A 15469-nucleotide genomic window follows, 5' to 3' on the forward strand; every position below is an offset into this window, starting at 1 on the left:
GTTCAATAAAAAAGCCCCATTTGGGGCTTTTTTAAAAATTAGTTTTGCTTATCAGGATAGACCGTTGCGATTAACTGATCTACCACAGCAGGTTCAGCCAAGGTTGAGGTATCACCTAAACTATCTAACTCATTTGCCGCAATTTTTCTTAAAATACGGCGCATGATTTTACCAGAACGCGTTTTAGGTAATGCTGGTGCCCAGTGTAGTGCATCTGGCGAAGCCACTGGTCCAAGTACTTTACGTACCCAGTTAATTAACTCTTTACGCAGCTCTTCCGACTCTGGCACACCCGCTTGTAAGGTCACAAAAGTACAAATACCCTGCCCTTTAATATCATGTGGCATTCCCACCACCGCAGCTTCTGCTACTGATTCATGCGACACCAAAGCACTTTCAATTTCAGCCGTACCCAGACGGTGACCTGAAACGTTTAAGACATCATCTACGCGGCCTGTGATCCAGTAATAGCCATCTTCATCACGGCGAGCACCGTCACCTGTAAAGTAGTTATTTTTAAAGGTCGAGAAATAAGCCTCGATAAAGCGATCTGGATCACCCCAAATGGTACGCATCTGGCCTGGCCATGAATCTTTAATGACTAGATTGCCTTCTGCTACACCTTCTAGCTCATTACCTTCACCATCTACAATGGCAGGTTGAATACCAAATAACGGACGTGTTGCGGAACCCGGTTTTAAAGCTGTTGCTCCTGGCAATGGCGCAATTAAAATACCGCCAGTTTCGGTTTGCCACCATGTATCAACAATTGGGCAACGGCCTTCACCAACTACATTGTAGTACCAGTTCCAGGCCTCAGGGTTAATGGGTTCACCGACAGAACCAAGTAAACGTAAGCTACTACGGTTACTCTCACGAACATATGAATCGCCCTCACGCATCATGGCGCGAATCGCGGTTGGAGCCGTATATAAAATAGAGACTTTGTGCTTATCGACTACATGACCAAGACGTGCCCACGTTGGATATTGAGGCACACCTTCAAACATTAAGGTTGTGGTGCCATTTGCGAGTGGTCCATAGATCAGATAACTATGTCCTGTAATCCAGCCTACATCGGCTGTACACCAGTACACATCATCTTGTTTTAAATCAAATACTTCTTTAAAAGTACTTGTTACATAGACTAAATAACCACCTGTAGTATGCAAAACGCCTTTAGGTTTACCTGTAGAACCTGAAGTATAAAGAATAAATAACGGGTCTTCTGCCTTCATAGGCTCTGGAGGACAGTTTGCATCAACCTCCATAATAATAAGGTGATACCACAAATCACGGCCCGGCTTCATTTCGATCGGGTTCGCATTACGGTAAACCACAACTACATTTTCAACACACTCTGTACCCGGCAACGCTAAAGCCAAATCGACATTTTCTTTGAGTGGTAACAACTTACCGGCACGTAGGCTTGAGTCTGCCGTAATGACAAGTTTAGCTTGGCTATCTTCAATACGACTTGCTAAAGAGTCTGGTGAGAAACCACCAAATACCACACAGTGAACCGCGCCAATACGAGCACAGGCTAACATGGCAATTGCAGCTTCAGTGACCATTGGCATATAGAGCACAACGCGGTCACCCTTACCAATGCCATATTTCTTTAAAACGTTGGCAAAGCGGCAGACTTCATCGTGTAATTCTTTATAAGAAACAATTTTATGGCGAGAAGGATGATCGCCTTCCCAAATAATTGCAGGTTTATGAGGATGTTCTTTAAGATGCCTGTCTAGGCAGTTTGCCGACACATTCAACTCACCATCGGCAAACCATTCAATTTTGAAATTGTCTTTGTCAAAACTCGTATTTTTAACTTGGGTAAATGGCTTTATCCAATCGACAATTTTAGCTTGCTCTGCCCAGAATTCATCTGGGTTCTCGATAGAGTGTTGATAACGTTTAAAGTAGTCTGCTTCAACAGTACGAGCTGTTTTTTTAAATTCCTCTGGTACTGGATAGATCTCATTCATACGCAACTTCCTTGATCTTGTGCATCCCATCTCGAGACTGTGGCTATTATTTTACTGGATCTTATTTGCATGCCTTTGCAGTATGATGACTCTTTCAAAGTCCAAACAATGCGACTTTGGTCATATATTAACCACTTACTCAAGCATACGAAATTGTGAACATTTTTATAAAATTAAGTTGATTTAAAACATTTGTCTATAGCTTTTACTTTTATAATTTTTTCAAGATTTGATGGTTTTGATCATCAACAAAGATTATTTTGTCTCTCATACGCAACACAGGAATAAAATAATATGTTTGCCCAAACAACCTCCTCACGCCCACCCCAGCTCCCTTTTAAAGATAGTCCTTTTTCAATTCATGGGCGCTTTAATCGTATGAGCTATTTAGGTGGATATGGACTCATCTATTTGCTTACCATAGTAGGCTACTTTATTTTGGCCTCGTTTCTTGGAAGTTTTCAGCTATCCAGCGATCTATTTAATTTTGAATTTTATAGCTCTCTTTCAGGCATTAGCGCTTTAGTCATCTGGGCTTTTTGGCTGTTTTTAATTTATTTAAATATTGTTCTCGTTGTTCGACGTCTGCACGATTTAAATAAGAGTGGCTGGATGGGGTTGCTGTTGCTTATTCCGGTTGTTCAATTCTTTTTTATGATTTATTTACTGCTTGCCTCAGGTACAGCAGGCACTAATCAATATGGTCCTTTTCGACCTTCAACGTTTATAGAAAAACTCATGGCTTGGCTTATTTTAGTGGCTATTTTAATTAGCCTCATTTCAACAGCAGGAATTTTTTATTATTTCTCAGGAACCGATACCCTAGAGACACCGACACAAATCTTACAAAAAGGAACGGAATACTTTTAATTAAAAAACACTTTATTATTCAGATGAACTCATTATAGTAGGCGCACATTTTATCTCCTACTATGATGAAAGCTGAAAATTGCTTTCATAATTTTTTTAATTGAGACTTGTCGTGGCTGATGAACAAACATCCTTAACAGATGTCGCAAAAAATACAGGCGAACTTTTACAAGAGGCGGGTACTAAAACCACTCAAACAGTTTTAGCCCATACTGAAAAGTATCATGATGCCTATACCACAATCGATAAAATTGTAGATAGCTTCTGGGAACGTGTGCCTTATATTTGTATTGCGATTATCGTTTTTATTATTTTTTGGCTACTGACCAAATTATTTAAATTCTTTGTTCGCAAAACCTTAGAAAACCGCTCTTACACGCGTCAAAACCTTGTGCTTGTGTTGAACCGTGTAGGCAGTACAGCGATTCTATTCTTTGGCTTCTTAATTGCTTTAGTTATCTCGATTCCAGGGTTTACACCGGGTCAATTAATGAGTGCTCTAGGGATTGGTTCCGTCGCAATTGGTTTCGCATTTAAAGATATCTTTCAGAACTTACTCTCTGGTATTTTAATTTTACTCAGCGAACCTTTCCGTATTGGCGATGACATTATTGTCAACAACATGGAAGGAACCGTAGAAGATATTCAAATCCGTGCGACCTTTTTACGTTCACCCGATGGCCGTCGTATTGTTATTCCTAACGCGACTGTTTACACCAGTGCAGTAACTGTAAATACTGCATATCAACGTCGCCGCTGTGAATTTGTAGTCGGAATTGGCTATGAAGACGATGTCCAAAAGGCAAAAGCTGTCATTCTTAAACTACTCGACAACAGCCGTAATGTGCTTAGCCAACCTGCATTTTCGGTCAACGTAACGGCTCTTGCAGATTTCTCTGTCAATCTAACCGTTCGTTGGTGGGTAGACACAACGGAAACAACCACCTCTGCTTCGATTAGTGAAATTCAGGAAAGGGTTGTAGATGCGTTTGATGAAAATAACATCTCAATTCCATATCCTGTACAAGAAGTAAAAATGTATCGTGGTGATCAACCATCTGAAGAAACCGTTAAGCCAAATGCTTAAGCTGCGAATAAACGTCCTAAAATATAAGAAATAGACGTTTCTGTTCTTAAAATACGGTTGCCTAAGCTCACTGCTTGGCAGCCGTTTTTTGTGAGTAAATCAACCTCATAAGGGATAAAACCACCTTCGGGTCCGACCACAACGCTACAGGCGTGATCAATATTAATTGGCATACTTTGCTCTGCATATGGATGGGCCACATAGGCAGGGCACTCTTCTGAAATAAATGTAGGTAAGACATCTTCAACAAAAGGCTTAAAGCGTTTATACATTTGAATTTCAGGAACAATCGTGTCCCCTGCTTGCTCAAGTCCCAAAGTAACGTAGTTGTCGATTTGCTGTAAAAAGGGAGTCTGCCAGTAACTTTTATCGACCCGATAACTATGAATCAGACTAATTTTTTCAACACCTAAAGTCACACTGTCCATAATTAAACGGCGTAAAACTTTAGGTCTGGGTAATGCCACAATTAAATGAACCGGAATTTTTGCAGGTACAGCTTCTTCACTGATAGGCTGAAGACAGACTTCTTGCTCATTAATCGAAACAATTTCCGTGATATAACGTGCGCCGTTACGGATACCAACTTTCAGATTTTGGCCGACTGTAATATCAAGATGTTCACGTAAATGCTGTAATTGGCGCTTTGAATGAATCGACCATATTTCTGACTGAGCATCTTTTGGTTCTAGTAAAACGATATTCATGGTTTATCGGCCAAATACCGGTTAATTACTCCAATATGTTTTTGCAATGAGCCTTGATTACGTTGTAAGACTTTATGCGCTTGCTCGACCACTTGTTGGGTCTGATCAGGTTCAGCTAAACAAGCCATCCAGATTGCCACAACCTGCTCTGCATTTTGAGCAATTAGCACACCATTTTCATCAATGAATTCATCAACAATGGTTTGGAAGTTAAAATAACGAGGTCCAATTACTGTTGGAACATTTAAAACCATAGGCTCTAAAATATTGTGCCCACCACCCGGTTCATTTAAAGAGCCGCCCACAAAACACACCTGACTTAAGGCGTACCATAACCAAAGTTCACCCATGCTATCGGCTAGATAAACCTGTGTACTGGTATGAATACTTTGGTTCAAACTTCTACGATGAGTAATTAAATCTAAGTTTTGGCAAATTTCAAATACTTCATCAAAACGTTCAGGATGTCGAGGTACAACAATACAAACTAAATCTGGATCTGACTTTAAATAAGGCTGAAGTGCCTGCAAAATTTGTTGTTCTTCTGGTGCATGTGTACTGGCAATTGTCAGGACTTTTCGTTGCCCCAAATACCATAGCTGGTGTAGCTTTGCAGCCTGATTTACAAATGCTTCAGGGGCGTGAATATCAAATTTAATATTTCCAACCACCTGACTTTTTTGTTGGTCTAAGCCAAGTTCTACATAACGTTGTCGAGTCGCATTATCTTGTGCCAGCACCCAGTCAATTTGTTTCAGCATTCCTGCCGTTAGACCTGAAACTCGGCTATAACCTTTCGCTGATTTTTCTGATAACCGCGCATTTAACAATAAACATGGAACATGCTGCTGTTTGGCTTGATCGATTAAATTTGGCCAAAGCTCTGTTTCAACCAATGCTAAAAGTTTTGGCTGATACAACTCAAAAAATTGTTTTAAAAGATACTTCTGATCAACAGGCAAATAAACTGCTTGAAACAAATCTAAATAAGGGGCTTTTAAAAATAACGATTTGGCACGTGCCTGCCCCGTTTTAGTCGTATTGGTCACTAAAACAGGTTGTCCAAGTTTAAGATAATGCTCGATTAAAGGCTGCGCGGCGTTAGTTTCTCCAACCGAGACAGCATGGAACCAGATTGCTCTCACATTCTTCGGAGATTCAAACGGCCCAAATCTTTCAAGACATTCCTGATTATATAATTCCTGGCTTTCTGCACGTTTTTTTATCCGCCAGCGGTAAAAGGGTTTTAATAAATGAAGTGCGGTGTTGTACCAAAAAGGGGTCGCCAAGCGGTTTGCCTCAAATAGTCAAAATTTAAAAACTGGGGAAAATATAACATAGATAGAAAAAATGGCAGAGTTTCGATACCTAAACTCTACCATTACAAGAAAAGCGATTTACTGAGCTCATAAATGAACTAGGTCAGCAAACAGTCATTTCAAAAAATTTACGAAGCTTCTAGCGTTGGATAGTCTGTATAACCTTCAGCGCCTTTAGCATATAAAGTCGTTGGTTGAAGTTCATTTAAAGGCAAGTCCTGCTCTAAACGCTGTAAAAGATCTGGGTTGGCAATATATGCTTTACCAAAAGATACTGCGTCAGCTTCACCATCACGCAAAATACGTTTTGCTGACTCTGGTGTTAGATTTTCATTAGCAATCCATACACCGTTAAATTTTTCACGAAGTTGTGGACTAATACTATCGGCAGCTTCATATTCACGAGAGAAAATGAAAGCAACATTACGTTGATTCAATTGCTCAACGACATAACCAAATGTCGCTAACGGATTTTCATCACCCATATCGTGCGAATCACCACGCGGTGCAATATGAACACCAACTCGGCCAGCGCCCCACACTTCAATAAACGCATCAATCACTTCTAATAATAAACGTGCGCGGTTTTCAACTGGACCACCATACTCATCATTACGTTGGTTGGTGTTACTTTGAAGGAACTGGTCAATTAAATAACCATTTGCCGCATGTAACTCAACACCATCAAAACCAGCTGCTTTAGCCAATTCTGCTGAATGTTTATATTGAGTTACAACCTCTTTAACTTCCTCAATTGAAAGCGCGCGTGGCGTTACATATGGACGTTTAGGACGTAATAAACTCACTTCACCCGCAGGTTGAATCGCACTTGGTGCAACAGGAGTATCACCATCTAAAAGCTCAGGATGCGAAATACGGCCAACATGCCATAGTTGAGCTACAATTTTTGAACCTTGAGCATGAACTGCCTCAATAATTTTATTCCAAGCCTGTGCCTGCTCTTGTGACCATAATCCTGGAGTTTCTGCATAACCCACAGTTTTTGAACCAATCACTGTTGCTTCAGTCAAAATAAGACCGGCATTTGCACGCTGTTGATAATATTCAACCATTAAATCATTTGGTACTCGGCTTTCACCACTACGCGCACGCGTTAATGGAGCCATTACCAATCGATTTTTAATTTCAAAATCACCAACCGTTAAAGGAGTATTGAGTTCAGCCATAGTCGCCTCGACTTACACTTTAAATAGTAATTAAAGTGTTTGTTTTAAATGTTCGATATATTGCTGAATCAAAGCTTCGTTACGTGAAAAATAAGACCATTGACCATATTTTTGGACCTGAATTAGGCCCGCCTGTTGTAAAACAGACAAATGATTAGACATTGTAGACTGTGCTACTTTACCCAATCGTTCAATATGACCTGCACAAACACCCTTCTCAAAACTACCACCACATTCTTCCACCGGTAAATAATGCGCAGGTTCTTTCAACCATTGTAAAATTTGCCGACGTAGCGGATTGGAAAGGGCTTTGCTAATTGCATCAATATCCATAGGCTCAACACGTCTTTTAAACGAACAAAGCTTTATTCAGCATTTCGAAAACATCATATCGCATTTTTGCGATATTCATATCTGTTTTTTCCGATATTCATATCGCATTTTTTCGATTAACATTTGAAGGCTGAACTGCTTTGCCGTTTTAATCGCTAAAAATCCAAGAGTTCTACATATTCATAGATGAACTGTATTTAAACTAAAAGTTCAGCAGACTCTTATAAACCTTGTTTTAAGCTCGCCTCAATAAAGCGATCAAGGTCACCATCAAGAACAGCACCCGTATTAGAATTTTCAACGCCCGTACGTAAGTCTTTAATACGCGAATCATCTAATACATACGAACGAATTTGGCTTCCCCAACCAATATCAGACTTCGAGTCTTCTAGAGCTTGAGCCGCTTCATTACGTTTTTGCATTTCCAACTCATACAGTTTCGCACGTAACTGTTTCCATGCATGGTCACGGTTAGCATGTTGTGAACGTTGGTTCTGACACGCCACCACAATACCTGTTGGAGTGTGAGTCAAACGAACTGCCGAATCGGTTTTGTTAATATGCTGACCACCAGCACCAGATGCACGGTAAGTATCTGTACGAACATCAGAAGGGTTGATATCAATTTCAATATTGTCATCAACTTCTGGGGAAATAAACACCGCAGAGAATGAGGTATGACGGCGGTTACCACTATCAAATGGTGATTTACGAACTAAACGATGTACACCTGATTCAGTGCGTAACCAACCATAGGCATATTCACCTTCAACACGAATCGTTGCAGATTTAATACCAGCTACATCGCCATCAGATACTTCCATGAGTTCAGCTTTGAATCCATGACGTTCGATCCAGCGCATATACATACGTAATAGCATAGATGCCCAGTCTTGTGCTTCAGTACCACCCGAACCTGATTGAATCTCGACATAGCAAGGATTCGGGTCCATCGGGTTGCTAAACATACGACGGAATTCAAGTTTAGCCAGTTCATCTTCGGCAGCGCCAAGCTCAGACTGAACATCTTCAAGTAGGCTTTCATCGTCGGCTTCTACGGCCAAATCTAGCATTGCTTTTGCATCTTCAAGTTGTGTTGATAAACCATCCAATACATTAATAACGTTTTCTAGTTCGCCCTTTTCTTTCGCCATTGCCTGAGCACGGCTTTGATCATTCCAAATTGCAGGGTCTTCTAACTCACGTAAAACTTCTTCTAAACGTTCTTTTTTCAGATCGTAGTCAAAGATACCCCCGTAGTGTTTGGCTACGATCAGTTAAGTCTTTCAATTGGTTTAGATAAGGATTAATTTCCACGCGAGTGTTCCCATAAAAGCAGATAAACAGTCGATTATTTTAGCATAGCTGCGGTTATCTTCGAACCTGCTTTGTATTTCTCATCATATTTCACTCATTTAATTTCTAAATTTTCTTCACTCCATTTTAAGTTTAATCTGTAATATCCACATACAAAATTGGGTACTTTTACAGCATTTTTTATGATCTACACAAAATATCCTCAATTTTAATAAAATAAAACATTCTTAATTTTTATTTAATAATCAATATCTTAATTAAAACATATTTACACAAAATGAACATGGTTACAATACGGTTACTTGAGTAAGATTGACGCATAAGCATTTTGGTCTAGACTAAAAGTTGTAACAAAACATTTATAAAATCGCTTTTTAGAGGGGAGAGATTCCATGAAAAAACTAGCAATTGCATCAGCTCTTTTATCTGCACTGGCAGTAAGTGGCGCAGCAAACGCTTACCAAGCTGAAGTTGGTGGTTCTTACAATTATCTTGATCCAGATGACGGTAGCAGTGTAAGCAAATTCGGTGTTGACGGGACTTATTACTTTAATCCTGTTCAAACTCGTAACGCTCCACTTGCTGAAGCAGCTTTCTTAAGCCGTGCAAGTAATGTTAACGCTCTTATCAACTATGGCGATAACAGCGGTACTAAAGACACTCAGTATGGCGTAGGTGTTGAATACTACGTTCCTAACTCAGATTTCTACCTTAGCGGTGATGTAGGCCGTAATGAACGTGAAATCGATAACACCAATATTGATAGTAAAGTAACTACTTATGCAGCTGAAGTAGGTTATTTACCAGCTCCTGGTTTATTACTTGCTCTAGGTGTTAAAGGTTACGACGAAAAAGACGGTAAAGACGGCGCTGATCCAACAGTTCGTGCTAAATACGTAACTCAAGTAGGTCAACATGACGTAAACCTTGAAGCGTTTGGTGCGTTTGGTGACCTTGACGAATATAAAGTTCGTGGCGACTACTACATCGATAAAACTTTAAGTCTTGGTGTGGATTACTACAATAACGACTTAACTGATAAAGATGAATTTGGTATTAATGCTAAAAAATTCTTAAATCAACAAGTAAGTCTTGAAGGTCGTATTGGTTTCGGTGACAACGACAACACTTATGGTGTTCGTGCAGGATACCGCTTCTAATATCGCTTAAAAGCACATAAAAAAATCCGCTCTAATGAGCGGATTTTTTTTATTGGTTTAAATGCACAATACGCAATTGCAAATTTACATTGCCATTAAATGCATTACGATCCATTTCATATACTAAATGAACTTCATCTTGCATAGGATTAAATTCAAAACGACCAGCTGCATTAAATGCAATCGCATCAAAAGTATATTGATCTAGGGCTAACCTAAGTTTTAAATGTGTTTCTTTAAGCCAGCGATAATCGACAACTTTAAAATGTCCTTCAAACTGAGGAAAAGGGAATTTTTGCCCCCATGGTCCAAGCTGCTCTATCCAGTCTAATGTGTCTAGCTGCAAAGCAGAAGCTGGTAACTCTCCATCCGTCCATAGTGTTGCTTGGAATAGAGATTCTTCCATGGCTGCAACACAGCCAGTAAAAACAGTTTTAAAAGCATCAAAGTTTTCTTTTCGAATCGTTAAGCCAGCCGCTGCCGCATGTCCACCAAAATGGCTCACTAATTCTGGATGTTGTTCAGCAACTTGTTCAATCGTATCTCGAATATGTACTCCATCAATTGAACGCGCAGAGCCTTTAATATGGATACCATCTTCATCTGGTGCAAAAACAATGGTTGGTCGATGGAACTGTTCTTTTAAACGCCCCGCCACAATACCAATCACACCTTGATGCCAGCTCTCTTCAAAGAGTACAAGGGCTTGTGGAATATCTTCTTTTGAAAGTTGTAAGCTATCTAAAGCAGATAAAGCTTGTTGCTTCATCTCCCCTTCTATCTGGCGCCGCTCTATATTGAGTTGATTTAATTGCTGAGCAATTGGATAGGCAGTTTCCATATTCTCTGCAAGTAAACATTCAATCCCAATACGCATGCTTTCCATACGTCCAGCAGCATTAATCCGGGGTCCTATAACAAATCCTAGATCTTGTGCACGTAATGAATTCGCCTCTCTACCAGCAATATCCAATAGCGCTAAAATTCCAACTCGGCATTGGTGTTGTTGGATTCGCTTTACGCCTGCATCCACCAATATACGGTTGTTATAATCTAATACAGCAACATCGGCATAAGTTCCTAAAGCCACTAAATCTAGATATTGAGTGACTTTACTTGTACTTTTGCCTTGCTTGTTACGTAAACTTGCCAAATTCGCCAGCACATAAAATGCAACGCCAACACCTGCAAGCGCTTTACTTGGGAAATCACAACCTAACTGATTTGGGTTAACAACTGCTTGTGCTGGAGGTGTTTCTTTAGTTGTTAAATGGTGGTCGGTGATAATGACCTGCATATCCAAGGCCTGAGCAGTTTCTACACCTGCATGGCTGGAAATTCCATTATCGACAGTAATTAATAGATCTGGTTGATAAGTTTGATGAGCAAGCTCTGCAATTGCAGGCGTAAGCCCATAACCGTACTTAAACCGATCGGGAACCAAATAATCGACTTGTGCCCCCATATCGCGCAGGACCAATACCATTAACGCGGTGCTAGTTGCTCCATCGGCATCATAGTCCCCGACAATAACAATCTTTTTTTGTTCATCAATGGCTTGATCCATTAATGCTACAGCGGTTTCTAGACCTTTAAGCTCTGGAGCAAGCAAATTCTTAAGCTTGAGCTCTAATTCCTGTTCAGATTGGACTCCACGTCTTGCCAAAATCTCGGCAATAAACGGCGGCACGCCCTGAAACTGTTCAGGGCGTGTCAATAAAGGTCTTTGTTTGATTTGTATTTTTGTCATTTAAGGCATCAGCCGGCGCAACATCCATTGACCGTCGATTTTTTCATAACTCAAGCGGTCATGTAAACGATTTGGTCGCCCTTGCCAGAATTCATAATAATCCGGTTGCAGACGATAGCCTCCCCAGAACTCTGGCTTATCAAGCACTTCACGACTTTCGACTTGCTGTTGTAAGTCTTGAAAGCGCTGCTGTAACAGCTCTCGGCTTTCAATTTTGCCACTTTGTGGGGTACTGATATGCGCAGCAATCTGGCTATCACGTGGTCGTTTACGATAGTAATCTGTAGATTCCTGTTCAGAAATTTTCACTACATGACCACCAACTCTCACCTGACGCTCTAGACTTGGCCAGTAAAATAATAATTCAGCATATGGATTTTCTGCCAAATCTATACCTTTCTGACTGTCATAGTTAGTATAAAAATCATACCCAGCTTCTGTAGCACCACGCAACAAAACTGTTCGAACATGTGGTCTGCCATTAGCACCCGCTGTTGCTAACGACATGGCATAGGGTTCATGCAAATTGGCAGCTAGAGCATGGTTAAACCAACCAAGAAACTGCTGATGAGGGTTTGATTCAACCTGCCCCTCATACAACTCGCCTTGCTCATAGCTCAAGCGTAATTCACTTAAATCTTTAATGACATCACTCATGTCATGCACCTTATGCGACTTGTGCTTGTGAACGAACTGAATCTGCTAAATGCTGAGCTAAAGCATTTACTTCCTGCTCATCGTCACCTTCAACCATGACACGAATCACAGGCTCTGTTCCAGATTTACGAATCAAGATACGTCCACGACCTTTGAGCTGTGCTTCTGCTTTATCAAATTCAGTAACCAATGCTGGAATAGAATACGGATCAAGCATTTGTTCTAAACGTACATTTAAAAGAACTTGTGGGAATAGTTTAAAGTCTTGAACCAATTCATGGAGAGCCTTATTTTGCTCGACCATTACAGTTAAAACTTGAAGCGCGGCGATAATGGCATCACCAGTCGTACTCTTGTCTAGAGTTAGAATATGACCAGAAGGTTCGCCACCTATCACCCAACCATTTTCTTCTAAAGCCTGTAATACATAGCGGTCACCGACTTTTGCACGAACAAAATTAACATTTGCTTTTTCAAGTGCAACTTCAAGTGCCATATTACTCATGACCGTACCAACAATACCAGCTGGCTTATTTTGCGCCTGAGTCGCCAAGATATATAGGATATGGTCGCCATCAATTAAGTTACCAAACTTATCAACCATCACAACACGGTCAGCATCACCATCAAAGGCAATACCTAAATCTGCTTGGTGCTCAACCACTGCTTTTTGCAAGTGTTCAGGATGTGTTGAACCACAGCTTTCATTAATATTTAAGCCATCTGGTTCATTATATAAAGCAATGACTTTTGCACCTAGCTCACGAAAAACTGAAGGGCCAACGCTATATGCAGCACCATGAGCACAGTCCAACACAATCTTTAAATTATTTAAATCAAAGTGGTAAGGGAAAGTAGATTTACAAAATTCGATATAACGACCGTTTGCATCATTTACACGAACACTTTTACCTAAGTTTGCAGTGTCCTCAATGAATAAGTCTTTTTCTAATTCAAGGTTAATTTCTTCTTGTAATGAATCAGGTAATTTTTTGCCTTCACTTGAGAAGAATTTAATCCCATTATCATAATATGGATTATGTGATGCAGAAATAACAATACCTGCATGTGCATGCAAAGCACGAGTAAGGTGTGCAATTGCTGGTGTTGGTAATGGACCAAGTAAATGAACATATACGCCAGCAGCGTTTAAGCCCGCCTGCAAAGCAGATTCTAAAATATAACCAGATAAACGTGTGTCTTTTCCTAATACAACGAGCGGTTTATTTTTTGGACTCGTTCGTTTTAATACCTTCCCTGCAGCAAAACCGAGTTTTAAAGCAAACTCTGGAGTAATAGGCATTTGCCCAAATTTTCCACGAATACCATCCGTTCCAAAATAACTCATAGCTTATCTCATTCTTACGCCACTTCAGCGGTGGCTCACTTCATATATGGCAATTCCGCCATATTTCTTTTCGTTAGATTTACTTTACACCAAAAACAAAAAGCCGTCAGTGTAATGACGGCTTTCTTCATTGTTTTGGTTACCAAAATCTAACCAACACGATAGTTTGGAGCTTCTTTAGTAATCGTTACATCATGAACATGTGACTCAGACATACCTGCTGAAGTAATTTTCACAAATTTCGCATTTTGGCGAAGATCTTCAATCACAGATGAACCTGTATAACCCATCGATGAACGTAAACCACCCATCATTTGATGAACGATGTTACCCATTGGGCCTTTATATGGAACACGACCTTCAATGCCTTCTGGTACTAACTTCTCAGCACCCGCTTTTGAGTCTTGGAAATAACGGTCAGCAGAACCTGTTGCTCCCGCCATTGCACCTAATGAACCCATACCACGATATGCTTTGTAGTAACGACCTTGGAAAAACTCAACTTCGCCAGGAGCTTCTTCAGTACCAGCTAAGAGTGAACCAACCATGATTGTACTTGCGCCCGCACCGATCGCTTTTGCCATATCGCCAGAGAAGCGGATACCGCCATCTGCAATTAAAGGAATTTGATCTTTTAGTGCGTTAGCAACGCTATCGATAGCAGAAATTTGTGGCATACCAATACCTGCCACAATACGTGTCGTACAGATAGAACCAGGACCAATACCAACTTTGACTGCATCTGCACCTGCATCTAACAATGCTAATGCAGCATCACCAGTTGCGATGTTTCCGCCAATTACTTGTACTTGAGGGAAGTTTTGTTTCACCCAACGTACACGTTCAATTACACCAGCTGAATGACCATGTGCTGTATCAACAACAATTACGTCAACACCAGCTTCAACCAATGCTTCTACACGACTTGGTGTATCAGCACCTGTACCAACCGCAGCACCAACACGTAAACGCCCAAGGTCATCTTTACAACTGTTTGGATAACTCTCAGCTTTACGGAAGTCAGTCACTGTAATGAGACCTTTGAGTTCGTTGCTCTCGCCAACGACCAAGACTTTTTCAATACGGTGTTTTTGCAATAATGCTTGAATATTTTCTTTAGACTCGCCTTCACGCACAGTCACCAAACGATCTTGGCCTGTCATGATGTTGCTAACTGGTTGTTCTAAATTGGTTTCAAAACGTGTATCACGGCCTGTCACAATACCAACAACCTTGCCGTCTTTAACAACAGGTACACCGCTAATGTTATTAGCAGTGGTAATTGCAATCAGTTCACGTACTGTAGTTTCAGGCGTTACAGTGATAGGGTCTTTCACCATACCCGCTTCGAATTTCTTTACACGGCGTACTTCTGCAGCTTGAGCAGCAATATCCATGTTTTTGTGCAAAATCCCGATACCGCCATTTTGTGACATCGCAATCGCCATACGTGACTCAGTCACTGTATCCATTGCAGCAGAAACTAATGGGATATTTAAATGAATGCCGCGAGTTAAACGTGTCTTTAGAGAGACATCTTTTGGGAGAACAGTAGAGTAGGCAGGAAGTAATAAGACATCATCGAAGGTTAGCGCTTCTTGAACGATGGTCAGCATAACAATCTCACTGGTAAATTCCGTGAGCTATTATAAACAAATTTCAATGCAATTTTCATATTATCTTTGCCTTTTTCAGCAATAGATATCGGCCTACTCTAAATAATTCCCACTTAATTATACTTTTAGC

The 15469-nt window shown here is 40.5% G+C and carries 13 protein-coding genes; 3 read left to right on the forward strand and 10 right to left on the reverse strand.

Going from position 1 to position 15469, the window contains the following annotated elements:
* Positions 1 to 38 precede the first annotated feature (38 nt).
* Positions 39 to 1988, reverse strand: coding sequence for an acetate--CoA ligase (acs, locus tag ACLBWE_RS03835; protein WP_132070591.1), 1950 nt, complete (start codon positions 1986 to 1988; stop codon positions 39 to 41).
* A 294-nt stretch (positions 1989 to 2282) separates the two neighbouring features.
* Between acs and ACLBWE_RS03840 the strand changes: the two genes are divergently transcribed.
* Positions 2283 to 2858 carry a DUF805 domain-containing protein gene (locus tag ACLBWE_RS03840; RefSeq protein ID WP_447601270.1) on the forward strand — a complete coding sequence of 192 codons (576 nt, stop codon included), beginning with the start codon at positions 2283 to 2285 and terminating at the stop codon, positions 2856 to 2858.
* A gap of 112 nt (positions 2859 to 2970) precedes the next feature.
* Positions 2971 to 3945 (forward strand): mechanosensitive ion channel family protein, encoded by a 975-nt coding sequence (locus ACLBWE_RS03845; protein ID WP_231764428.1) that lies wholly within the window; start codon positions 2971 to 2973, stop codon positions 3943 to 3945.
* On the opposite strand, the gene ACLBWE_RS03850 is transcribed toward ACLBWE_RS03845, so the two are convergent.
* The 5 genes from ACLBWE_RS03850 to prfB form a co-directional block, all read right to left on the reverse strand.
* The gene (locus tag ACLBWE_RS03850) at positions 3942 to 4652 is read right to left on the reverse strand and encodes a 16S rRNA (uracil(1498)-N(3))-methyltransferase (protein ID WP_447601273.1); all 711 of its coding nucleotides are present in this window, start codon (positions 4650 to 4652) and stop codon (positions 3942 to 3944) included. The two genes, ACLBWE_RS03845 and ACLBWE_RS03850, sit on opposite strands and share 4 nt — an antisense overlap.
* Entirely contained in the window at positions 4649 to 5941 is a 1293-nt protein-coding gene (locus tag ACLBWE_RS03855; RefSeq protein WP_447601275.1) for a 3-deoxy-D-manno-octulosonic acid transferase, read from the reverse strand. Before ACLBWE_RS03855 ends, ACLBWE_RS03850 begins: the two co-directional genes overlap by 4 nt.
* A 158-nt stretch (positions 5942 to 6099) precedes the next feature.
* Positions 6100 to 7158: an alkene reductase gene (locus tag ACLBWE_RS03860; protein WP_447601277.1), complete on the reverse strand. Its 1059-nt coding sequence runs from the start codon at positions 7156 to 7158 to the stop codon at positions 6100 to 6102.
* Positions 7159 to 7188: 30 nt separating this feature from the next.
* Positions 7189 to 7491 (reverse strand): ArsR/SmtB family transcription factor, encoded by a 303-nt coding sequence (locus tag ACLBWE_RS03865; protein ID WP_002121891.1) that lies wholly within the window; start codon positions 7489 to 7491, stop codon positions 7189 to 7191.
* 221 nt (positions 7492 to 7712) lie between these two features.
* A protein-coding gene (gene prfB / locus ACLBWE_RS03870) for a peptide chain release factor 2 (protein ID WP_100222431.1) occupies positions 7713 to 8808 on the reverse strand; the annotation gives its coding sequence in 2 pieces (ribosomal slippage) (positions 7713 to 8735 and positions 8737 to 8808; 1095 coding nt in all).
* A 392-nt stretch (positions 8809 to 9200) separates the two neighbouring features.
* On the opposite strand from prfB, the gene ACLBWE_RS03875 reads away from it, so the two are divergent.
* Positions 9201 to 9968, forward strand: coding sequence for a putative porin (locus ACLBWE_RS03875; RefSeq protein WP_005038035.1), 768 nt, complete (start codon positions 9201 to 9203; stop codon positions 9966 to 9968).
* A gap of 49 nt (positions 9969 to 10017) precedes the next feature.
* On the opposite strand, the gene recJ is transcribed toward ACLBWE_RS03875, so the two are convergent.
* The 4 genes from recJ to guaB form a co-directional block, all read right to left on the reverse strand.
* On the reverse strand, positions 10018 to 11718 hold the full coding sequence (gene recJ / locus ACLBWE_RS03880; protein ID WP_447601280.1) for a single-stranded-DNA-specific exonuclease RecJ: 1701 nt from the start codon (positions 11716 to 11718) through the stop codon (positions 10018 to 10020).
* Positions 11719 to 12375, reverse strand: coding sequence for a pyridoxamine 5'-phosphate oxidase (gene pdxH / locus ACLBWE_RS03885; protein WP_447601282.1), 657 nt, complete (start codon positions 12373 to 12375; stop codon positions 11719 to 11721). It lies immediately after the preceding gene.
* Between the two features lie 10 nt (positions 12376 to 12385).
* On the reverse strand, positions 12386 to 13723 hold the full coding sequence (glmM, locus tag ACLBWE_RS03890) for a phosphoglucosamine mutase (RefSeq protein ID WP_447601284.1): 1338 nt from the start codon (positions 13721 to 13723) through the stop codon (positions 12386 to 12388).
* A 149-nt stretch (positions 13724 to 13872) separates the two neighbouring features.
* A complete protein-coding gene (guaB, locus tag ACLBWE_RS03895) occupies positions 13873 to 15339 on the reverse strand; it encodes an IMP dehydrogenase (RefSeq protein ID WP_003654069.1) in 1467 nt (488 codons plus the stop codon).
* Between the last annotated feature and the right edge of the window lie 130 nt (positions 15340 to 15469).

It is taken from the genome of Acinetobacter sp. M5A5_2a, assembly GCF_053345265.1.